Here is a 21,075-nt window from a genome sequence, read left to right on the forward strand (position 1 = left end):
TGACTTGGGTCATTTTCTCTCTCTGTCAAAGGCACTAGCCTTCATACACCATATGTTGTGTGTAGAAGCACCAAACGGCAGCACATATAGGGAGATAACGGTGAACGCCCCCACAAGCCAGGCCGGCCCGCGCCGCATCGACGTCGCCTCGACCGTCAATGAATACCTCGAACGCGCCGACTGGCGCGTGCACGCCAACGCCAACCAGAGCTACTCTCTGGGCGGGCTGATCCTCAACATCTCGGGCAAGCTGATCGCCAACTACTGGCTCGACGAGGTCTACCCGGCGGAGATCGGCGCCGCCCACCGCGAGGGCGACATTCACATCCACGATCTCGACATGCTGTGTGGCTACTGCGCCGGCTGGTCGCTGCGCCAGTTGCTGATCGAGGGCTTCAACGGCGTGCCCGGACGCACCGAGAGCGGCCCACCGCGCCACCTCTCCAGCGCCCTGGGGCAGATGGTCAACTTCCTCGGCACGCTGCAGAACGAGTGGGCCGGCGCCCAGGCCTTCAGCTCCTTCGATACCTATCTCGCACCCTACGTGCGCAAGGACGGCCTCGACTATCCGGCAGTGAAGCAAGCGATCCAGGAATTCATCTACAACCTCAACGTGCCATCGCGCTGGGGCAGCCAGACGCCGTTCACCAATCTTACCTTCGACTGGGTGTGCCCGGCGGACCTGCGCGACCAGGTGCCGATCGTCGGCGGCGAGGAGCAGCCCTTCACCTACGGCGAGCTGCAGGCGGAGATGGCCCTGCTCAACCGCGCGTACCTGGAGGTGATGGAGGCCGGCGACCGCCAGGGGCGGGTGTTCACCTTCCCCATCCCCACCTACAACATCACTCCGGATTTCGACTGGGAGAGCGACAACGCCGAGCGACTGTTCGCGCTGACCGCCAAGTATGGCCTGCCCTACTTCCAGAACTTCCTCAACTCCGACCTGGAGCCGCACATGGTGCGCTCCATGTGCTGCCGCCTGCAGCTCGACCTGACCGAGCTGCTCAAGCGCGGCAACGGCCTGTTCGGCAGCGCCGAGCAGACCGGCTCGCTGGGCGTGGTGACGCTCAACTGCGCGCGGCTGGGCTACCGCTTCGCCGGCGACCGGGCGGGCCTGCTCCACGAGCTCGACCGCCTGCTGGCGCTGGGCCGCGTCAGCCTGGAACTCAAGCGAGAACGTATCCAGCAGTGGATGAACGAGGGGCTCTACCCCTATACCCAGCGCTACCTGGGCACCCTGCGCAACCACTTCTCCACCCTGGGCGTGAACGGGCTCAACGAGATGGTGCGCAACTTCTCGGACGACCGCTACGACATCACCGCCCCCGAGGGGCGACAGCTCGCCCTCGAAGTGCTCGACCACGTGCGCGCCAGGATGCAGGAGTTCCAGGCCGAGACCGGCCACCTTTACAACCTGGAGGCGACCCCGGCGGAGGGCACCACCTACCGCTTCGCCCGCGCCGACGCCGAACGCTTCCCGGGCATACTGCAGGCCGGCACGCCGGAGTCGCCCTACTACACCAACTCGAGCCAGCTGCCGGTGGGGCATACCGACGATCCCTTCGAGGCGCTGATCCATCAGGACCCGCTGCAGACCCGCTACACCGGCGGCACCGTGCTGCACCTCTACATGCGCGAGCGGCTCTCCAGCGCCACCGCCTGTCGCAAGCTGGTGCACACCGCGCTGTCGCGCTTTCGCCTGCCCTATATCACCGTGACGCCGACCTTCTCGATCTGCCCGGTGCACGGCTATCTGGCCGGCGAACACGAGTTCTGCCCCAAGTGCGACGAAGCACTGCTGGCAAGACGCGCCACGGCCCTACCAGCCTGAGCGTTGTTTAACCGCTGTCATCAACCCTTTGGAAGGAGCCAAGCCATGACGAACATCGACACCCTGCCCACCGAACAACGCCAGCGCTGCGAGGTCTGGACCCGCGTGATGGGCTATCACCGCCCGGTCAGCCAGTTCAACGTCGGCAAGCGCGCCGAGCACCGCGAGCGCCGCCACTTCACCGAGCGGGCCGCCGCCCTGACGCCCTGATATTCGACCGACGGACCTGCCGGGCCCTGTGCCCGGCATTCACGTCCCAAGCCGAGAAGCTCCCATGATCGCCACCGACATCGACTCGCCCGCCCACGCATCTCTCTTCGGCATTCGCCTGCCCGTCGCCGGCATGACCCAGATGACCACCCTGGACTACCCGGATCACCTGGCCTGCGTGGTGTTCCTGCAGGGCTGTCCGCTGCGCTGTGGCTACTGCCACAACGGCCACATGATGCCGCCGCGCCGCGGCGACGAGAGCGAGTGGCAGGCAGTGCGGGAGTTCCTGGAGAGCCGCCGGGGGCTGCTCGAGGCGGTGGTGTTCAGCGGTGGCGAGCCGACGCTGCACAACGCCCTGCCGGCGGCGGTACGCGAGGTCAAGGAAATGGGCTTCAAGGTGGGCCTGCACACTGCGGGCCCCTACCCCGGGCGGCTGTCACGGCTGCTGCCGTGGCTCGACTGGGTGGGGCTCGACGTGAAGGGGCGAGGGGTCGACTTCGACCGCATCTGCGGGCGTCCCGGCATCTGGCAGCGCAACAGTCAGAGCCTGATGACACTGCTCGACGGCGGCATCGACTTCGAGTGTCGCACTACCGTGCACTGGCGCGACTTCTCGCTGGCCGAGGTGGAGCGCCTGGCGCTGACCCTGGCCGACTGCGGGGTGCGCCGCTACGCCATTCAGGTGGCCCGCACCCGTCAGTGCCTCGACCCGGCCTACTGCCAGCCGGTGGAGAACGGCCCGCCACGAGGCATGCTCGCCGGGCTGGTGAAACGATTAGCGCCGCACTTCGAGCGCATCGAACTCAGGGAGTGAGTTTCAGATTCTCCGGCCCAAAGGCATCGGGCAGCAGTTCCTCCATGGTGTAGCGCTTGAGCAGCCTGCCCTCGGCGTCGACCACGTGGATACGGGTCTTGGCGTCGGCGAACTCGCGGATGCGCTGGCGGCAGTCGCCGCAGGGGGTGCACAGGTGCTCGCCGGGGCCGATCACGTAGACGTGACGCAGGCGCCGCTCGCCGGCGCTGACCATGGCGGCGATGGCCGAGGCTTCCGCGCACAGTCCCTTGTAGTGGGCCACCTCGACGTTGGCGCCGAAGTAACGCGCGCCGCTCTCGCTCTCCACCATGGCGCCCACCGGATGCTGTGAGTACGGTGCGTAGGCGTTGCCGCGCGCGGCGATCAATGCGCCGACGATGGCTGGGTCGACGTTGTCGCTCATGCCAAGGCTCATGACGCCCCCGCCGCGTCGTCGCGCAGCACCGCGTCCAGCGCCACCTCGACCATCTCGTTGAAGCTGCGCTCGCGGGCCTCGCTGGGCAGCGACTCGCCCTTGAGGATGTGGTCGGAGACGGTGCAGATGGTCATGGCCCGGCCGCCGAACTCCGCCGCCACGCCGTAGAGTCCCGCCGCCTCCATCTCCACGCCGACGATGCCGTAGCGCTTCATCAGCGTGAACAGCTCCGCCTGGGGGTTGTAGAACAGGTCGGCCGAGAACAGGTTGCCCACCTTCACCGGCACGCCCTGGGCCGCGGCGGCATCCACCGCGTGGCGGGTCAGCTCGAAGTCGGCGATGGCGGCGAAGTCATGGCCCATGAAGCGGGTGCGGTTGACCGCCGAGTCGGTGCTCGCACCGAGGCCGATCACCACGTCGCGTACCGCCACGTCGTCGCGCACCGCGCCGCAGGAGCCGACCCGGATCAGGCGCTTCACGCCATAGTCGGTGATCAGCTCCTTGGCGTAGATGGAGACCGAGGGGATGCCCATGCCGTGGCCCATCACCGAGATGTCGCGGCCGCGGTAGCGGCCGGTGAAGCCGAGCATGTTGCGCACGCTGGTGACCTCGCGGGCGTCCTCGAGGAAGGTCTCGGCGATATGCTTGGCGCGCAGCGGGTCGCCGGGCATCAGCACGGTGTCGGCGAAGATACCGCGTTCGCCCTGAATATGGGGAGTCGCCATGTCAGGCTCCTATGCAGCGAGAGGGTCAAAACCAATAAAGCTCGTGCCGTCGGCCATGGGCGGAAGGCCCAGGTGCGCCGCCAGGCTCTGGCCGATGTCGGCGAAGGTATCGCGCGCGCCCAACGAGCCCGGAGCGAGCCCGGCCCCCAGCGCCAGCACCGGGACCCGCTCGCGGGTGTGATCGGTGCCGTGCCAGGTGGGATCGCAGCCGTGGTCGGCGGTGATCACCAGCAGGTCGTCGTCGCGCAGTTTGGCCAGCAGCTCGGGCAGTCGCACGTCGAAGGCCTCCAGCGCGGTGGCATAGCCGGTCACGTCGCGGCGGTGGCCGTAGAGGGTGTCGAAGTCGACGAAGTTGGTCATCACCAGCGAGCGCTCGCCGGCCTCGTCCAGGGCGGCCAGGGTGGCGTCCATCAGCGCATCGTGGCCGCTGGCCTTGAGCGTGCGCGTCACCCCGCAGTGGGCGTAGATGTCGGCGATCTTGCCGATGGCGAACACCTCGCCGCCGTCGTCGCACAGCTTCTGCAGCACCGTGGGTGCGGGCGGCTCGACGCTGTAGTCGCGGCGGTTGGCGGTACGGGTGAAGTCCGCCGCGCTCTGGCCGACGAAGGGCCGCGCAATCACCCGGCCGATGTTGTAGGGCTCGAGCAGGCGCCGGGCGGTCTCGCACAGGGCATGCAGCCGCGCGAGACCGAAGCTCTCCTCGTGGGCGGCGATCTGCAGCACCGAGTCCGCCGAGGTGTAGACAATGGGCTTGCCGCTGGCCATGTGCTCTTCGCCGAACCGGGCGATAATCTCGGTGCCCGAGGCGTGGCAGTTGCCCAGCACGCCGGGCAGCTCGCCCTCGCGGATCAACGCTGCGAGCAGCTCGGGCGGAAAGCTCTCCTCGCGGTCGAGGAAGTAGCCCCAGTCGAAGCGCACCGGCACCCCGGCGATCTCCCAATGGCCCGAGGGAGTGTCCTTGCCCGAGGAGATCTCCCCGGCGTGGCCGTAGGCGCCGATCACCTCGTTCGGCACCTCGACGTCCTCGGCCCAGGCACCGGTGCTCTCGCGGTGGGCGTGGAAAAGCCCCAGCCGCGCCAGGTTGGGTAGCGCCAGCGGACCTCTGCGACCGGTTCCGTCGCACTCCCCCTTGGCACAGGCGGCGGCGATATGGCCCAGGGTGTCGGCCCCGGCGTCGCCGAAGCGCTCGGCATCGGGGGCCGCGCCGATGCCGAAGGAGTCGAGTACCAACACGATGGCGCGAGTCATGGCGCCTCCCGACGGATCACGTCTTGAATGAGTGTAGGCAGTACGACGTCGCCGGGCGCGACGTCGTTCACTTCGATGGCCTCACGCAGCTGGCTGGCGGCGCGCTCGGCGTCGGCCTCGCTTGCCGCATGCACCCAGGCCAGCGGGCGTTCGCCGTCGACGGCGTCGCCGAGAGCGGCGATGCCGGTCAGGCCAACGGCATGATCGATGGCATCGCTCGGCGCACGGCGCCCGCCGCCCAGTGTCACCACGGCAAGCCCCACGGCGCGGGTGTCCATGCGTGTGACCCGGCCGCTGCGCGCGGCATGCACCGGGCGCACCACGGGCGCCCGGGGCAGATGGCGCTCGGGGCGTTCGAGCAGGTCGGCGGGGCCGCCCAGGCCCGCCACCATGCGTGCGAAGCGCTCGGCGGCAGCGCCCGAGGCGAGCCGCTCGTCGAGCAGGGCCAGGGCCGCATCGCGGTTCTCGGCCAGCCTGCCGGCCAGCAGCAGCTCGGCGGCAAGCGTGCGGGTCACCTCCAGCAAACGTCCTCCCGACTTGTCGCCGCTCTTCTCGCCCGTCTTTTCACAAGTCAGCAACGCAATCGCCTCACGCACCTCGACGGCATTGCCGGCACAGGGCGCCAGCGGTTGGCTCATGTCGGTGAGCAGCGCGGTGGTCGGCGTGCCGGCGCGGCTGGCCACTTCGGCAATGGTCCGCGCCAGCTCGAACGACGCCTCGTGAGTGGGCATAAAGGCGCCGCTGCCGCTCTTGACGTCCATCACCAGGGCGTCGAGGCCGCAAGCCAGCTTCTTGCCCAGGATCGAGCTGACGATCAGCGGCAGCGACTCCACCGTGGCGGTGACGTCGCGGATGGCGTAGAGCCGCCGGTCGGCCGGGGCCAGTTCGGCGGTCTGGCCGACGATGGCCACGCCCGCCTCGCGCACCAGCGTGCGCAAGCGCTCCCGCGTGGGGGCGATGTCGTAGCCGGGAATCGCCTCGAGCTTGTCCAGGGTGCCGCCGGTGTGGCCCAGGCCGCGGCCGGAGACCATCGGTACGTAGCCGCCGCAGGCGGCGATCCAGGGTCCCAGCACCAGCGAGACGAGGTCGCCCACGCCGCCGGTGGAGTGCTTGTCGAGTACCGGCCCCGGCAGGTCGATCCCCTCGCCCAGACCGCGCCACGCCAGCACCTCGCCGGAGTCGCGCACCGCCTCGGTCAGTGCCACCGTCTCGGCGGCATTCATGCCGTTGAGGAAGATCGCCATGGCCAGCGCACCGACCTGGGCGTCGGAGAGGCTGCCGTCCGCGATACCGCCCACCAGCTCGCCTATCGCCTCGGGCGAGAGCGCCTGGCCATCGCGCTTGGCGCGGATCAGCTCCTGGGGAAGCGCACGGAACGTCATCAGTAGCCCTCCGTCGAGCCCTTGTCCTGCTCGACGCCCAGGGTCTCGAGCAGGCTGCCGAGCAGCCCCGAGGCGCCGAAGCGGAAGTGCGCGGGGGTGATCCACTCGGCCCCCATCACCCGCTCGGCAAGTTGCAGGTAGGCGGCAGCATCCTCGGCGGTGCGCACCCCGCCGGCGGCCTTGAAGCCCACGTCGCGGCCGCTGGCCTTGATCGCGGTGAGCAGGATCTTGGCCGCGTTCAGGGTGGCGTTGACCGCCACCTTGCCGGTGGAGGTCTTGAGGAAGTCGGCGCCGCCGTCGATGGCCAGCATGCCGGCGCGGTCGATCAGCCCTGCGTCCTTGAGCTCGCCGGTTTCCAGAATCACCTTGAGCACGGCGTCGCCGCACTCGCGCTTGCAAGCCTCGACCAGTTTACGGCCAACCTCGGCGTCACCCGCCATCAGCGCACGGTAGGGAAACACCACGTCGACCTCGTCGGCGCCGGCGGCGATGGCCGCCCGGGTCTCCGCTGCGGCGCGCTCGATGTCCGCCTCGCCGTGGGGGAAGTTGGTCACCGTGGCCACCTTGACCTTGCCGGCCAGGCCCTGCTCGGCCAGCGCCTGACGTGCGGTTGGCACGAAGGCGGGATAGACGCACACCGCCGCCGGATGCCCCGCCGGTGTGTTGGCGCGGACGCACAGCTCGCGAATCACGGCATCGCTGTCGTCGTCGTTGAGGCTGGTGAGGTCCATCAGCGCCAGGGCCTGGCGCGCGGCCTGCTGCAGTTCGGTCATGACGTTACCTGTCGAAGCAAAGAATTTACGGTGGCCATCAGATCACTCCCCCGATGGAGAGGAAGAACCCGGCAATGGCCGCCGACATCAGGTTGGAAAGGGTGCCGGCCAGCACCGCCTTGAGCCCGAAGCGAGCGATGTCGTGACGCCGGCTGGGAGCGATGCTGCCCAGGCCGCCGAGCAGAATGGCGATCGACGAGAGGTTGGCAAAGCCACACAGGGCGAAGGAGAGAATGGCGACGGTGTGGCCGCTCATGGCCTGGCCGGTATTGGCCACCATCGCGTCGCCATCGATGTAGGGTGCCAGATTGATGTAGGCGACGAACTCGTTGACCACCAGCTTCTGGCCGATGAAGGAACCGGCCAGGGTGGCCTCCGCCCAGGGCACGCCGAGCACGAAGGCGAGCGGCGCGAACAGCCAGCCGAGGATCAGCTCCAGGCTCAGCTGCTCGAACCCGACCCAGCCGCCGATGCCGCCGAGCATGCCGTTGATCAGCGCGATCAGCCCGATGAAGGCGAGCAGCATGGCGCCGACGTTGGCGGCCAGGCGCAGCCCCGACGAGGCCCCCGCTGCCGCCGCGTCGAGTACGTTGACCGGCCGGTCCTCCGCCTCGATCACCTCGCTGGCCTCCTCGACGTCGTCCACCGGCTTCTCGGTCTCGGGCATGATCAGCTTGGCGAACAGCAGGCCGCCGGGGGCCGCCATGAACGAGGCCGCCACCAGGTACTCCATGGGGATGCCCAGCGCCGCATAGCCGGCCAGCACCGAACCGGCCACCGAGGCCAGCCCACCGCACATCACCGCGAACAGCTGCGAGGGGGTCATGCGGGCGATGAAGGGGCGCACCACCAGCGGCGCCTCGGTCTGGCCGACGAAGATGTTGGCGGTGGCCGAGAGCGACTCGGTGCGTGAAGTGCCCAGCGCCTTCTGCAGCGCCCCCCCGAGGATGCGGATCACCCACTGCATGATGCCGATGTAGTAGAGCACGGCGATCAGCGAGGAGAAGAAGATGATCACCGGCAGCACCTTGATGGCGAAGACGAAGCCGATGTTGTCGGTATCGGCAAGGCCACCGAAGAGGAAGTCGATGCCGTCGTTGGCGTAGAGCACCACCTGGCTGACCCCGGCGGAAACGGTCTGCAGCACCGTCTGGCCGAACGGCACGTAGAGCACGAAGGCGCCGATACCGGCCTGGATGGCGAAGGCGCCACCCACGGTTCGCAGGCGGATGGCCCCACGGTTGGTGGAAAAAATGAGAGCGATGACGATCAGCGTCGCCATGCCGACCAGGCTCATGATGGCAGTCATGGAATCCTTCCTTTGGTGCCGGCGGCGATGTGCCAGGACCCGCCGCATCTGGTTGTCGTGATATCAGCGCAGGGGAAGACTGCACGAATGTGAAAAATATAACATCCGCTGTGACAGTTCCAACATTCGCCTTGCACAAACGACGAAGCCGCCATCGCTGGATGGCGGCTTCGTCGTTCTGGCTTACTGGCCGGCGTCGGCGGCGACGGCTCGGAAAGACGGTACCTTATTCAACCGAAGTCCTTGCGCAGCGCCTCGAGCACATCGAAGGCGCGCAGCAGATCCTCACGGGAAACGCTGCTGAAGCGGTTGAGCGAACGCTTGAGCTCGGTGGTCGATACTCCGTCGGTACGGGGCAGGTAGACGACTTCGCAATAGCGCGACAGGTAGTCGAAATGACCGCGCCAATCATCGCCGATGGCGAAGGTGTGCACGTCGTAGCGCTGAATGTCGTCGACCTTCTGCTCCCAGCAGGTCTCGGGAATGACGGTATCCACATAGCGGATCGAGCGCACGATCTCGGCGCGCTGCTCGAACGGAATCAGGGTACGCTTGCCCTTGCCGGCGTTGAACTCGTCGGTCGAGACCGCCACGATCAGGCGGCTTCCCATCTCCGCCAGGCGGCGCAGCAGGTTGAGATGGCCGATATGGAACATGTCGAAAGTGCCATAGGTAATCACGCATCCGCTCATCGCGTTATCCTCCTGTGCGGGCAAATCGTTCAACCCTTCGCGGTCATTTCCCTCATTCACTTCCGATAGCGCTCATAGCAGGACTGGGGAAGCATCAGTACGGCGACATGTGCGCAGTGGCTCAGGCCCAGTCCGGACAGCGAGATTGCGGCAAGTTCGGCCTTCACCGAGAGCCCAAGCCGCTTCTTCCGCGCCGCCCGGTCAAGCACCTTGCGATTGATGGTCGCCCTTAGATAACGCGCTTCCCGCCACGACAGCCGAGCCGAACATTGCGCAAGCCATTCAGCATCGGGGCGGGGGGGAGTCGACTCGCCTGCATCCCGATTGCCGTTGCGGTCATCGCTGAGCCACAGGCAGGTAACGGTATCGTCGTAGTGGATCGCCGCCAGCTCGCACAGCACCTTGAGCCAGAAATGGATATCGCCATCGTCGCGCAAGCCGTCTAGCGGAAAGCCGCCCAGCGCCAGAAAACGCCCGCGACGAATGCAGGTGCCGCCGGTGTGAATGAAGTCGTGCTGGGCAATGGCTGCCAACGCCGTCCGCCGAGGGATCACCCCACTGGGCAGGCTGGCCGTTCGTGGCAACCTGCGATGCCCTTCCATCTGCTGATAGGCGTTGACGAACAGCTCGATGTCGGCGTGCCTGGCGATGGCCTCGGCATAGCGGGAGAGGTGATCGAAGAGCAGGATGCTGTCGGCATCGAAGAACACCAGCCAGGCGGCCCTGGCCTGCTCCGCTCCGAAGTTTCTGGCCTCCTGGGCTCCACCCTCGTCTTGTCGATACAGGCGTAGCCGGCCCTTGCCTGCATGTTGTTCGAGCAGTTGGTAGGAGCCGTCGGTCGAGCCGCCGTCCACCGCAATGACCTCGAAATCGCGATAGGTTTGCTGATAGAGGCTGGCAAGCGAGTCCGTCAGCGTCGCTACCTGATTGAGGACAGGTATCACGACCGAGAAGAATGCCATGTCAGTGACTCCGACGGCGACGCCAGCGATGTTGATAGGCGAGCGTCAGCCCGCCGTCCCCAGGTCGTATCTGATGCAGCAGCCAGCGAGAAAGAAGGCGGCGCCCCAGGTCAAGCTCATAGAGCGTTCGATGCCACAGCAAGGCGAGGCGCTTTCCCCTCACCAAGGCCTGCACCATGCTCAGGTCACGGCGGTCCGCAAAGGTGCCGCGCGAATGCTTGAAGCGAATGATCTGCTCGAACGAGACACAGCGAAGCTCGCCCAGACGAAAATGACAGCCGGGAGTCGCCAACATTTCACGCAGCGAGAGCCCGTGATGCCGACAGTCGTCGTCGTTGCGCCTGATCCGCGGTCGATGCGTCGTCTCGTCCTCGAGAGCCAGGTAGTCGATGCATTCGGCCTTGCGCACGCCATAAAGCTCGAGCACCAGACTCGCGTCCAGCAGCACCTCGTCATGGCGGAATCGATTGTTGGCGAGAAACGAGCGAAAGTACGAGAGTCTGGCCGCAGTGACGGAGAAGCGCCCCAGGCGGGCATGACGCAGGAAGTGGCCGGCGCTGTCGTCGAGCAGCCACCGCGCCAACTGGGCCGCCTCCTCACCGACCAGGATCAGCCAGCCATCCCGCGGTGCATGGCGGCCTCCTTCGGCTACAGGTAACGGTTGATATACCAGCAGCTCCAGCGCGGTTTCTCGCCCCGGCAGAATGATCCCGACCAGTGCTTCCAGGTTGGCTCTGGCTCGCGGCGTGAGCCGCACACGCTCGCGGTAGCCGACCTCGGCCACGGCACAAGGAAGCCTTTCGCGCCCGCACGCTCCACGCGGCTTGAGGGCAAGCCGCCAGCAAGCGCCGCTCCGCTCCAGCGCTTCGACGGCGGCGCTGCGTGACATGGGCTCAGATGGAAAACTCAGGCCTGCGTATGATGCTTTCATGGCATCTGCTCCACTCCGCCTAGGCTGCGTGAGGGATTGGATCAGCCAAGGAAGTTGTAGTTGTCAGCGATCCACCGGTTGCGCTTCGCCAGTCGCCTCAGAGTGTCCTGATCGGGCCGCCACCCCAGCCCTGCAAGAAAGGCATCGAGCCGTTCGAGCGTCATGTCAAGCTCCTGGGCGGCATAGCTCGACTGACCGTGCAGCGTCTCGAGAATGCCCCGGTAGTCATGATCCTTGGGCAGCCTGACCTGGGCATTGCGCTCACTGTGCTCCGAGGGAATGCCCGCCAGATAGCCCTTGTGATAAATGGCGTGGTAGCTCAGCGACAGGAAGTGCTCATCGGCCGCGGGAACGCGAACGAACCCCTTCATCCAGATCGCGTTGGCAAGGATTTGCCGGGCCTTCGCCGCGGGGTAGTAGCTTCCATGTCGATAGCCCGTTCCCGGCAGGCCGCTGACGCTGTAGAGGTCGCAGGCAATATCCCGCTTGCGACGATTGACGCCCACGCACTCGCTGAGCTTGTCGACATCCTCGTCGGCAACGAGAATGTCGACGTCCTCCCCTGGTTCGATAGCGGGCAAGGTGTCGAACCAGCGCAGCACGACATAATCGATGTTCTTCTCCTTCAGCGTATCGAGAAAGCCTGCCATGCCTACCCGGCCATCGATATAACGTCTGGGACCTAGCGGGTACCACAGCCAACTCGCATAGCGCTGCCTGGTATAGCGCTTGAGTTTCTTGAGCAACATGTCCCCCCTCCCGCTATGCATCGACGCGCTCTCGCGTGTATGGATGGAGTGCTGGCCTGCCAGAGGCGCAAGCCATCAACTGCTGGGTCAGGCTGTCGGGCCCTGGCCGATCGATGCCTTGCGTCGATTAACGCGGGGAGCCCTTCCCCCAGCCATCATGCTCCGTATCTTCCGTCGGCCAATGCGCCTTAAGCCAATCAACGTGATGGCAACCAGCGTAATGTGGCGTACCACCTCCAGCAGAGGGCGTGGAAAGGGATAAAGACACATAAAGCGCGGCAAGCCAGTATAGGGCAACCATCGCAAAATGTAGGTTCCGCGCCGTGCCGAAGAAACAGGTATGTCGCCGGGAAAGGACTCCGGCACCGGATACCAGGCATAGTTGCCCTTTAACGTATCCTGCTCCTGGAAGCCGGGCTGTAAAAACTCGAAATCGATCACTTTGAGACCCTTGCAAGGATCGTAAATTAAATTCTTTGGCTTCAAATCGATACATTCATAGCCGAGCCGACGATAGTGCAGGATGATCGAGCGCAAACGCTCGATGGCCCATATCGGCAGCAGCCCATGCGGGTAGAACAACGGCTTGGGCGAAAGAATGCTCGGCAGACTGTTTTCGTACCACTCGAACACCAGATAGTGAGGGCCGATTTCCAGGATGCGCGAGACCTCCGGCAGCGAGCTACCCAACTCACGCGCCTTGACCTCACGCTCGAGGAAACGCTCGCGACCCGGTCGAAAGGTCTTGCAGATCGCCCGCCGCCCGTGGAAGTCGATCAACTCCACCTTGGCTCGGCGCGCATGTTCGCTCAAATCGGCCAGTACCGGATAGGGCGAGGCGAAGGCGGCATTGCGCTGTCGGGCGCACGCCACGACCTCATCCACCCTCTCGGGCGCCACAATGCCGAGATACTCCACGGCCTGCATGGCGTTGTCGGAGGAGTGAACGGGGTTGCAGTGCTGCGAGGTGGGTTGGCCCCGGTTGACCAGGCGACGCATCTGCTCCTTCACCGTGAACACACGGGCATTGTCCACCAGCTCGGAGGCGCCCGATGCCTTCGAGGGCGAGAGGTCCGGATAGACATCGTGGGTCACCAGGAGGTACGCAGGCAGGCCCCCACTGGTCGGGTACGGTCCTCGCCCCCAATTGCCGCCGCGGATCAGATCGGCCACCTCGTCGCGATGCTCACCGTCGATCGGCGCCTCATGGAGCACGTCGAACCCGTTGCGGACAAGCACCTCCCGCAGCCCATCGAGCCTCTCCAGCCCGCGCTCACGGATGAGATATACCGCCAGGCCCGGCGCGACGTCTTGGGTCGAGACCTGCAGGCGCAGCTTCAGCCAGGGATTGACAGCGGACAGCTTCTCCACGGTATCCGAAAGCGGTGCCCAGCCCGCCTCGCCGAGCAGCCCATCCAGCGACTCGAGGTCGAGCCGGATAGGTGGCGGCCACAGGCCGCAGCGGGCGTTCAGCGCCTCGATGGCGCTGGCGTGGGGCGATGCCATGTAGCCATCGCCAATGGCGCTCTCGCTGGCCAGGCCGCTGGCCAAGCCGAGGTGGTAGACCGCCTCCACGCTCAGTGCCATCAGTCGCTGTGCATCGCTGGCCAGGCGGGGAGCGGGCTGGGCACGGGCCGCGGCAAGCAGTTCACGAGCCCGCCGCACCGGCAGGTAGGCCACCTTGTTGCGGTCACTGCCCGGCAGCCCGCCAACGCTGTAGAGGGTACAGCGCAGATCGCCCGGCCGCGCGGTGGTGCCGAGCAGCGTCACTACCTGCGGCAAACCGTCGTCGTCCACCAGCAGCACCACCTCCTCACCGCCGGGCCAGGGTACCGCGGCACCCGGCCAGTGCAGGAAAAGATGGTCGACGCCGCGCTCCGCCAAGGTCTCGGCCAGCCTATCGAACCCCGCCTGCCCGGCAACGTAATAGTGCCGAGGGGTGCGTCGCTTACCCCGGGGTCCCCGGGCCAACCTGTTCCGAACTTGCTTCCAGCTCTTCATGAGGCTCACCCTGATGCTGTTCTCGCGCCCCTGAACCTGCCGTCATGGTGCTGGCAGGTGGCTGCGCTTCGTCGATGAAGCAGGCGTCGAACACCTTGAGTGCGGCCGAAGGTGTGAACAGACCGGAAGCCACACCCGGCCACAGCATGACCTCCTGACGACGCACGAACTGCTCTACGCGGATGGGGATGCGCTCCTGGCCCAGGGCGCTGATCACGGCATAGCGATGCTGTCCCACCAGCACATGCCAGCGCTAGCGACCGTCGGGATGGCTCAGCACAAGGGCACGAATGTCGCCATCGGTACCGTCATGGCGGCGCACGCCATGGGTGCGTATCGACTCCACCAGCCGTGCCAGGCGCTCCACCTCGACGTGTAGCTTGAGCTCGCTCACCGGTCCGCAGAACTTCCAGCCGGCCTCAAGACCAAGCTCCTTTCCCAGCACCCTGGCGTTTTCTCGCTCTTCAGCGCGACGTCGCTGGATGCGCTTCTGCTCCAGCGTTAGCGGGTCCCAGGGCCATGGCGAAAGCCAGGTCGGCAGGGCATCCAGCTCCGCCGCCTCGCCGCTGTCGAGACCGAAGAACTCGGCCGCCGAACGGGGCTGCCAGCCGTGGTAGAACCCCTCCAGCGCCGCCCGGATCAGCGCTCGCTCCTGGCCGGGATTGGCCAGGGCACGCGGTATCACGCCGGCAAGGGGCCGCGGCCGGTCGAACGGGTAATTGAGCAGGCCGAAGCCCCGGGCCACGGGGGCGTCGAGCAACAGGCGGCGCCCTGGGTGGCGATAGCTGAGCATCAACGGGTTGCCCTCGTAGCTGCGCGCATCCACAGGGCGGAAGCGCTTCATCGATTGCAGGTGAAAGCCGCATTTCTCCACCTTGCGGATGACCCAGAGCCGGATGAGCTGCACCTCGATTCGCATGTCATCCCCCCTTGGCCACTGGGCCCAGCATGGCCGCGAGCGTGACACCCGAGGCCAGACCCGCCTGGACATGACGCACAGCGGGCGTAGCGACCCGAGCCTGACGGGCTTGCCAGATCAGGTCGGCCAGCTCCTCCGTCGGTCGGTAATCCAGCGGCGCCGCCTGCAGCAGCTGACGAACCAAGGTGTGATCGGTATTGGCCAGCGCCGTTTCGAGCCTGCGCAGGAAGGCATCGAGCATCGGCCACTCCCAGTAGCGCTCGGAGCTGGTCAAGATGCGGTCATGACAGGTACGTGTCGCGGTGCCACCGATCAGCAGCTCTTCGTAGAGCTTTTCGCCCGGCCGCAGCCCGGTATAGACGATTTCGATATCCCCCGCCGGATTGCTGGCGTCCCTCACCGAGAAGCCGGAGAGCCGAATCATGTTCAGCGCCAGGTCGCGAATGCGCACCGGCTCCCCCATGTCGAGCACGAAGACCTCTCCCCCGCTACCCATGGCGCCGGCCTGAATGACGAGCTGAGCCGCTTCGGGAATGGTCATGAAGTAGCGCGTGATGTCGGGGTGCGTGACCTCGACCGGGCCCCCCTGCTCGATCTGCTGGCGGAAACGCGGCACCACCGAGCCGCTCGAGCCCAGCACGTTGCCGAAGCGCACCATGCAGAAGCGGGTCTGGCTTCCCGCCCTGGCGAAAGCCTGGCAGATCAGCTCGGCCAGGCGCTTGGAGGCCCCCATCACGTTGGTAGGCCGCACCGCCTTGTCGGTGGAGATCATGACGAAGGTCGCCACACCTCCTTTCATGGCCGCCTGGGCCAGTTCGAGGGTGCCGAACACATTGTTGCGCAGCCCTTCGACGAGGTTGTGCTCGACCAGCGGTACATGCTTGTAGGCCGCGGCATGATAGACGGTGTCCACCTCGAAAGTGGCGAAGATCGTCGCCAGCGCTTCGCGATGCTGCACCGAAGCCAGCAGCGGCTTGAGCTCGACACCGGCCCGCATGGCGGGGTGTCGCAGCAGCTCCTGCTCGATGGCATAGAGGGCGAACTCGCACTTGTCGAGCAGCAGCAGGCGGGCCGGCTGCTGCTCCAGAATCTGCCGGCACAGCTCGCTGCCGATCGACCCGCCGGCGCCGGTCACCATGACCGTCTTGCCGCGTACCTCGGCATCCAGCAGCTCCCGGAAGGGCGGCACCGGCTCCCGGCCCAGCAGGTCTTCCAGGGCCACGTCACGCACTTCCGACAGGCTCGCACGGCCGGCGATCACATCGGCGCTGCCGGGAATGGTCTTGACCGGCACGGAGAGCGCCGACAGACGCTGCAGGATCTCCCGCCGCCGGCAGCGCGGCGCACTGGGGACGGCCAACAGCACCATCGCCGCCTTGTGCTCCGCGATCAACGCGGCCAGGGCGACCGGCTGATAGACGCGCAGACCCTCGACCAGGGCACCGTCGAGGCCGCGCCAGTCGTCGACGAAGGCCACCGGCTCGAACTCGATGCCGTGGCGCAGCGCCACCGCCAGCTCGCAGCCGGCCGCCCCGGCCCCATAGATGATGACCGGACGGCACTTGCGACGCTGATGCTGCAGATAGAGCTCACGCAGCAGGAAGCGCACGCCGCCGATCCCCAGCAGTACCAGCAGGGCATAGGTGATGATGATGGGCATGACCAGCGGGGGACTCTTGAACTTAGTCACCAGCAGCAGCACGCCAGCCGATGCCATGACTGCCAGTGCCGCCCTCAGTACCGTGGTGTGGTTCATGTAGCGGATCACCACCCGATACAGGCCCAGCCACAGGAACAGCACCAGGCTGATCAGGGCCACGATAAGGCTCGTCGAGCCTAGCTGCAGGTCGAGGAAGGCCGCCAGACTCTCCAGGTGGAGGGCAGCCGCAAGGTGCACGCTGGCCATGACGATGAGCGCGTCGACCGCCACCAGTACGCGCCGTTTGACGCAGCGAGGAAGCCGCAGCAGCGGCTGCAAGGAAATCTGCATGGCATTTCCCTCTGATTCGCTTGGCCGCTCATCACGGCCCCGAAAGTTCCAGGGCCTCGGCGACCCGCGTCCAATCGAGATACTTGAAGTTCTGGTTCATCGAGACGTTTCTGCCGCTCTGCACCACCATCAGCCCCAGGGGGAAACGCTCGCCGAAGCTGAAAGCGCTGACTTCAATGCCATCCGTGTCTCTGACGCTGCCGATGCCGCGTTCGCCGTCTTCGTCGATACGGAACATTCCCCGGAGGCGATAGGGTGGGCTGGCGTCGAGCACGGCGAAGCGGTGATTGCCCTGGCTCGAGACGATCAGGTACTGATCGCCGTACAGGGCCAGCCCTTCGATGTCGGGCTTCAAGGGAGATGTCGCTTCGATCACCAGCTCGCGGCCGGTGGTCGCATCCGGCGCCGCCTGCATGACCCAGACGCCAAAGGCCTCCTCGCCGACGAACAGCAGCGAGCGCTGATCGTCCGCCACACAGCCCTCGGGCTGGGAGTCGAGCTGGAATGAGCGCAGCAGCTCGACCTGCGGAGCCTCCTGCACGATGTAAAGGCGATGCTGGAGATAGCTGCCATCCTTGCCATTGGTGAACACATGCAGCTCTTCGCCGTGGCGGTATAGGCAAACGCCGTAGATCTCCGATAGATCTGTCGCCACCTTGCCGATCAGGCCCACCTCTCCGCTCGCATCGATCTCGAAGACCGCCAGGCTGTCGGTGTCACGATGGGTCGCCACGGCGATGTCTCGGCGGCGTCCGTCGAGCAGCACGTCCTGGCGCAGGTCGACGTTGTTCAACCTGCCTACCGGCAGCGACTGCACCCGCGCGCCCGTCAGGTCGTAGACCTCCAGGCCGCGCTTCTTGTCGGTACCCAGTATCAGGCTGCGCTCGGGCGCCTGGGCGTTGTACCAGATGGCCGGGTCGTCAGCGGCATCGCCACTGCTTTCCACCGGTACCGTCTCGCCCACGGCACTGATGATGACCAAGGATTGTGCAGCAGCCGGTGGGGTAGTCGTCCAAGGCCATACCAGCACCCAGCCCACTCCGACCAGGAGTGCCAGGCCGAGAAGATACTTGAACGATCGCCAACGCATGAGGTTCGATAGATTCATGATGGACTCCGCGTCATGATGAACTGCGCGTATAGCGTTCCGACTCCGGCACGGCAGAGGGAGCAAAGGCAGGCGCCCGGTACTCCTGCCACCCCTTTCGATAGAGGTGCCAGCAGATCGCCAGCATCATCCAGAACAGGGTCGAGCGAAGCCCGTTGTGGGTTATCGAATAGATCAGCGGCCCCGCCACGCCCATCCAGACGTAGAGCGGTGCCCTGTGCAGTGCGAGGAAGATGACGGCCAGGAACAGCCCGAACCCGGGGATGCCATAGGCAAACAGCATGTTGCCGTAGGAGGAGTGGATCTCGCTGCTGTGATAGGGATAGAAGCGCCGCCGCTCACCCTCCGCCGCCCCCAGAATGGCGTATTCCGGGAAGTTGGCCAGCCGGTCGTACTTGCGCTCCTCGTAGGCGTTCTCCATCTTGTCCGGAGCGCGATCCATGCGCGACTGCAGATTGCTCTGCACCTGGCCATCCGAGCTCAGGTTCACCACCACCACCACCCCCAGGATCAGCGGCGCCACCAGCAGCAGCCTGGCGAAACGGCGCAGTCGATCCAGATTGGCCACCACCCAGCCAAGGCCGACCAACACCGCACCGCCCATGGCCCCCAAGGAGGAAGCCGCGAGAATGCTGACCACGGCGGCCACCAATCCGGCCAGCATCAGTGGCCGCAGCGGTGGCCGGAAATCGTCGAGCAACATGAGGATCACGATCCCGCACAGCGAGAAGTAGGCCAGCTGATTGGGATTGTTGAAGCTTCCGGTAGTGCGGTTGGCCCCAGCCCCCAGCTGCAGCAGCACCTGGCTGGCGGCGACCAGCAGGGCGATGGAAATGGCGTTACGGATCAGGCTGCAGCCCATCTCGCCCGAAACGCCGAGAAAGCGCAGCAGCGCCATGCCCACCAGAAAGTTGAAGAAGAAGAAGGCGGGGTAGATGAAGAACGAGGTGCGCTCCATGACCAGCGTCCAGCCCAGGCTGACCAGCAGCACCCACAGCACCATCAACGCCCAGCAGATGACGAAGGACGATAGCACCCTGCCGCGATCGGTGAGCGCCAGCAGCGACATCAACACGGCAAAACCGAGCAGCAGGAAGTCGGCGGGCTGAGGCTGACCGCTGGGAAACACATACAGACTCGCCAGGCTCAGCCCGAGGAACAGCAGAATGGCGGCTAGCAGGTGCATGAGCATGCCTCGTAGAAGTGACTAGAGATTGGCCATCATGCGGAAGGTGTGGTTGTGCGCGACCAGCTCGTCGTAGGTGCCGCTGTCGGTGACACGCCCCTTGTCGAGCATGTAGATCATGTCGCACTCCTTCACCGTGGTGAGACGGTGAGCGACCATCACCAGCGTCTTGCCCCCGGCAATGGCATCGATGTCGTCCATGACCCGCTGCTCGGTGATGCCGTCGAGCGCGCTGGTGGCTTCATCGAGCACCAGCACCTGCGCATCGCGATAGAGCGCCCGGGCAATGCCGATACGCTGGCGCTGCCCCCCCGAGAGCTGCACGCCGCGCTCGCCGACATGGGTCTCGAGTCCTTCGGGCAGCGAGGCCAGCAGCGACTCGAGCTGAGCCATGCGCACCGCCTCTTGCGCCCGCGCCACGTCGATCTCCTCACGAGGCACGCCGAACGCCACGTTCTCCAGTACGGTGGCATCCGCCAGAAAGATGTGTTGAGGGACGAAACCGATGCCGGCCTGCCAGCGCGGCAGGGTCGCCTCGTCCAGCGCCACCTCGTCCACCAGGATCCGTCCCTGCTGGGGATGAATCAGTCCCAGCAGCAGATCCACGGCGGTGGACTTGCCGGAGCCTGACTCCCCCACCAGCCCGACCCGGGCGCCAACCGGAATCTCCAGGCTCAGCCCGTTGAGTGCCGGCAGGCGCTTGCCCGGGTAGTGAAAGTGCACGTCGTCGAAGCGAATGCTCGTTTTCGCCACCAGCGGCGGCAGCGCTTCGTCGTTCCCGCGAACTTCGGCCTCGGCATGGGAGCAGCTGGCCACCAGGTCGTCGCGGATCGTCTCGTAGGCCGCCAGGTTGCTGCGGATATGCGAGATGGATGAGTAGATCTTCTGGTAGGCAGGCAGCATCTTGAACCCGGCCAGGGCGTAGATCGACAGCGCCGGCAGAATCGTGCCCAGGTTGCCCTGGTGGGCATTGAGCAGATAGAGCACCAGCAGGATCACCGAGCCGAAGGCGACCATCTCGATGGCATAGCGCGGCGCCTCGCTCAAGCCCTGCGATACCCCTTGGCCGCGCGCCACCTGCTGGCTGGCCTTGTCGAACTGGCGCGTGAAGGTGGCCTGGCGACGCAACAGCAACAGGTCCTTGATGCCGCCGAAGCCTTCCGTCATCAGCTTGAAGCGCTTGGCCTGGAAGCGCGACACGCGCCTGCCGTTGGCCACCAGAAAGCGGCGCACCGTCTTGTACAGCAGCAGATAGGAGAGGATGAAGATCACGATGCCGGTCGCGGCCACCTTCGGGTTGTAGACGAAGATGGTGATCGACATGCAGGTGACCATCACCAGCTTGGCATTGAGCTGCATGAAGGGATTGATCACCTTGGTAGTGACTCTTTGTACCTCCTGCGAAACACGATTGATCAGGCGGCTGCTGCTGCCGCCGGCATGGTAGAGCCAAGGCTGATACAGGTAGTAGCGATACAGCCGGCTGGAGAGCTCGGCGCCGACCCGCGCACCGTAGAGCGACAGTCGCCAGGTGGTGTACATGGAGAACAGCGCCGCCATCAGCATTATCGCGAGCACACTGGCTCCCAGCAGGGTGAGAAACCGCTCGGGGCTGCCGACGCCGCTCCACCCATAGGCCTGGGCCAGCCAGCCCTCGCCCTGCAGCCGACTCATGTCGCCCACCACCGCCATGAAGGGACCGATGGCAATCACGCTGGCGATCTCGGCGAAGGCCATGATGATGATCAAGCCCTGCAGCCGCAGCAGGCGACGACGCTGGTCCGAGGTCAGCAGCGAGTACAGCTCACGTAGTTGACTCAACATTCCCTG

General features: G+C 65.8%; 20 protein-coding genes. 3 read left to right on the plus strand and 17 right to left on the minus strand.

Annotated features, from left to right (window positions below):
- Positions 1-100 precede the first annotated feature (100 nt).
- From HOP53_RS17560 to HOP53_RS17570, 3 genes are all read left to right on the plus strand, one after another.
- On the plus strand, positions 101-1,831 hold the full coding sequence (locus tag HOP53_RS17560; RefSeq protein ID WP_234271231.1) for a ribonucleoside triphosphate reductase: 1,731 nt from the start codon (positions 101-103) through the stop codon (positions 1,829-1,831).
- A 45-nt stretch (positions 1,832-1,876) separates the two neighbouring features.
- Entirely contained in the window at positions 1,877-2,041 is a 165-nt protein-coding gene (gene nrdD / locus HOP53_RS17565; RefSeq protein WP_010626225.1) for an anaerobic ribonucleoside-triphosphate reductase, read from the plus strand.
- 64 nt (positions 2,042-2,105) lie between these two features.
- Positions 2,106-2,855, plus strand: a complete 750-nt coding sequence (locus HOP53_RS17570; protein ID WP_234271232.1) for an anaerobic ribonucleoside-triphosphate reductase activating protein — start codon at positions 2,106-2,108, stop codon at positions 2,853-2,855.
- Here the strand turns inward: HOP53_RS17570 and cdd are convergent.
- The 17 genes from cdd to HOP53_RS17655 all read right to left on the minus strand — a co-directional run bounded on the left by cdd (position 2,845) and on the right by HOP53_RS17655 (position 21,069).
- On the minus strand, positions 2,845-3,258 hold the full coding sequence (cdd, locus tag HOP53_RS17575) for a cytidine deaminase (protein ID WP_234271233.1): 414 nt from the start codon (positions 3,256-3,258) through the stop codon (positions 2,845-2,847). The genes HOP53_RS17570 and cdd overlap by 11 nt on opposite strands.
- Positions 3,259-3,266: 8 nt before the next feature.
- Positions 3,267-3,995, minus strand: a complete 729-nt coding sequence (gene deoD / locus HOP53_RS17580) for a purine-nucleoside phosphorylase (RefSeq protein WP_234271234.1) — start codon at positions 3,993-3,995, stop codon at positions 3,267-3,269.
- A 9-nt stretch (positions 3,996-4,004) separates the two neighbouring features.
- Positions 4,005-5,243, minus strand: coding sequence for a phosphopentomutase (locus HOP53_RS17585; RefSeq protein ID WP_234271235.1), 1,239 nt, complete (start codon positions 5,241-5,243; stop codon positions 4,005-4,007).
- Positions 5,240-6,625 (minus strand): thymidine phosphorylase, encoded by a 1,386-nt coding sequence (gene deoA / locus HOP53_RS17590; protein WP_234271236.1) that lies wholly within the window; start codon positions 6,623-6,625, stop codon positions 5,240-5,242. Before deoA ends, HOP53_RS17585 begins: the two co-directional genes overlap by 4 nt.
- Complete coding sequence (gene deoC / locus HOP53_RS17595; RefSeq protein ID WP_234271237.1) at positions 6,625-7,398, minus strand: deoxyribose-phosphate aldolase; 774 nt, start codon at positions 7,396-7,398, stop codon at positions 6,625-6,627. Before deoC ends, deoA begins: the two co-directional genes overlap by 1 nt.
- A 37-nt stretch (positions 7,399-7,435) precedes the next feature.
- On the minus strand, positions 7,436-8,707 hold the full coding sequence (locus HOP53_RS17600) for a NupC/NupG family nucleoside CNT transporter (RefSeq protein ID WP_234271238.1): 1,272 nt from the start codon (positions 8,705-8,707) through the stop codon (positions 7,436-7,438).
- A 230-nt stretch (positions 8,708-8,937) separates the two neighbouring features.
- Complete coding sequence (locus tag HOP53_RS17605; protein WP_338072694.1) at positions 8,938-9,399, minus strand: adenylyltransferase/cytidyltransferase family protein; 462 nt, start codon at positions 9,397-9,399, stop codon at positions 8,938-8,940.
- Positions 9,400-9,455: 56 nt separating this feature from the next.
- Entirely contained in the window at positions 9,456-10,361 is a 906-nt protein-coding gene (locus tag HOP53_RS17610; protein WP_234271239.1) for a glycosyltransferase family 2 protein, read from the minus strand.
- 1 nt (position 10,362) lies between these two features.
- Positions 10,363-11,292, minus strand: a complete 930-nt coding sequence (locus tag HOP53_RS17615; protein WP_234271240.1) for a hypothetical protein — start codon at positions 11,290-11,292, stop codon at positions 10,363-10,365.
- Positions 11,293-11,333: 41 nt separating this feature from the next.
- Positions 11,334-12,041 (minus strand): hypothetical protein, encoded by a 708-nt coding sequence (locus tag HOP53_RS17620; protein ID WP_234271241.1) that lies wholly within the window; start codon positions 12,039-12,041, stop codon positions 11,334-11,336.
- 87 nt (positions 12,042-12,128) lie between these two features.
- Positions 12,129-14,012: a hypothetical protein gene (locus HOP53_RS17625; RefSeq protein ID WP_234271242.1), complete on the minus strand. Its 1,884-nt coding sequence runs from the start codon at positions 14,010-14,012 to the stop codon at positions 12,129-12,131.
- Positions 13,990-14,280 carry a hypothetical protein gene (locus HOP53_RS17630; RefSeq protein ID WP_234271243.1) on the minus strand — a complete coding sequence of 97 codons (291 nt, stop codon included), beginning with the start codon at positions 14,278-14,280 and terminating at the stop codon, positions 13,990-13,992. Before HOP53_RS17630 ends, HOP53_RS17625 begins: the two co-directional genes overlap by 23 nt.
- Before the next feature lie 15 nt (positions 14,281-14,295).
- Positions 14,296-14,961, minus strand: coding sequence for a hypothetical protein (locus HOP53_RS17635; protein ID WP_234271244.1), 666 nt, complete (start codon positions 14,959-14,961; stop codon positions 14,296-14,298).
- Position 14,962: 1 nt separating this feature from the next.
- Positions 14,963-16,951, minus strand: a complete 1,989-nt coding sequence (locus HOP53_RS17640) for a polysaccharide biosynthesis protein (protein ID WP_234271245.1) — start codon at positions 16,949-16,951, stop codon at positions 14,963-14,965.
- Between the two features lie 31 nt (positions 16,952-16,982).
- Positions 16,983-18,059, minus strand: coding sequence for a phytase (locus HOP53_RS17645; protein ID WP_234271246.1), 1,077 nt, complete (start codon positions 18,057-18,059; stop codon positions 16,983-16,985).
- Between the two features lie 13 nt (positions 18,060-18,072).
- Positions 18,073-19,245, minus strand: coding sequence for an O-antigen ligase family protein (locus tag HOP53_RS17650; RefSeq protein WP_234271247.1), 1,173 nt, complete (start codon positions 19,243-19,245; stop codon positions 18,073-18,075).
- A 21-nt stretch (positions 19,246-19,266) separates the two neighbouring features.
- Positions 19,267-21,069, minus strand: a complete 1,803-nt coding sequence (locus HOP53_RS17655) for an ABC transporter ATP-binding protein (RefSeq protein WP_234271248.1) — start codon at positions 21,067-21,069, stop codon at positions 19,267-19,269.
- Positions 21,070-21,075: the final 6 nt, after the last annotated feature.

This window comes from Billgrantia ethanolica (assembly GCF_021404305.1).
Taxonomy (GTDB): Bacteria; Pseudomonadota; Gammaproteobacteria; order Pseudomonadales; family Halomonadaceae; genus Halomonas; species Halomonas ethanolica.

What these genes read in the sequence shown, in the direction of transcription:
- nrdD (WP_010626225.1), top strand. Translation starts at nt 1,877, where the DNA reads ATGACGAACATCGACACCCTGCCCACCGAACAACGCCAGCGCTGCGAG.
- HOP53_RS17570 (WP_234271232.1), top strand. Translation starts at nt 2,106, where the DNA reads ATGATCGCCACCGACATCGACTCGCCCGCCCACGCATCTCTCTTCGGC.
- cdd (WP_234271233.1), bottom strand. Translation starts at nt 3,258, where the DNA reads ATGAGCGACAACGTCGACCCAGCCATCGTCGGCGCATTGATCGCCGCG.
- deoD (WP_234271234.1), bottom strand. Translation starts at nt 3,995, where the DNA reads ATGGCGACTCCCCATATTCAGGGCGAACGCGGTATCTTCGCCGACACC.
- HOP53_RS17585 (WP_234271235.1), bottom strand. Translation starts at nt 5,243, where the DNA reads ATGACTCGCGCCATCGTGTTGGTACTCGACTCCTTCGGCATCGGCGCG.
- deoA (WP_234271236.1), bottom strand. Translation starts at nt 6,625, where the DNA reads ATGACGTTCCGTGCGCTTCCCCAGGAGCTGATCCGCGCCAAGCGCGAT.
- deoC (WP_234271237.1), bottom strand. Translation starts at nt 7,398, where the DNA reads ATGACCGAACTGCAGCAGGCCGCGCGCCAGGCCCTGGCGCTGATGGAC.
- HOP53_RS17600 (WP_234271238.1), bottom strand. Translation starts at nt 8,707, where the DNA reads ATGACTGCCATCATGAGCCTGGTCGGCATGGCGACGCTGATCGTCATC.
- HOP53_RS17605 (WP_338072694.1), bottom strand. Translation starts at nt 9,399, where the DNA reads ATGAGCGGATGCGTGATTACCTATGGCACTTTCGACATGTTCCATATC.
- HOP53_RS17610 (WP_234271239.1), bottom strand. Translation starts at nt 10,361, where the DNA reads ATGGCATTCTTCTCGGTCGTGATACCTGTCCTCAATCAGGTAGCGACG.
- HOP53_RS17615 (WP_234271240.1), bottom strand. Translation starts at nt 11,292, where the DNA reads ATGAAAGCATCATACGCAGGCCTGAGTTTTCCATCTGAGCCCATGTCA.
- HOP53_RS17620 (WP_234271241.1), bottom strand. Translation starts at nt 12,041, where the DNA reads ATGTTGCTCAAGAAACTCAAGCGCTATACCAGGCAGCGCTATGCGAGT.
- HOP53_RS17635 (WP_234271244.1), bottom strand. Translation starts at nt 14,961, where the DNA reads ATGCGAATCGAGGTGCAGCTCATCCGGCTCTGGGTCATCCGCAAGGTG.
- HOP53_RS17640 (WP_234271245.1), bottom strand. Translation starts at nt 16,951, where the DNA reads ATGCAGATTTCCTTGCAGCCGCTGCTGCGGCTTCCTCGCTGCGTCAAA.
- HOP53_RS17645 (WP_234271246.1), bottom strand. Translation starts at nt 18,059, where the DNA reads ATGAATCTATCGAACCTCATGCGTTGGCGATCGTTCAAGTATCTTCTC.
- HOP53_RS17650 (WP_234271247.1), bottom strand. Translation starts at nt 19,245, where the DNA reads ATGCACCTGCTAGCCGCCATTCTGCTGTTCCTCGGGCTGAGCCTGGCG.
- HOP53_RS17655 (WP_234271248.1), bottom strand. Translation starts at nt 21,069, where the DNA reads ATGTTGAGTCAACTACGTGAGCTGTACTCGCTGCTGACCTCGGACCAG.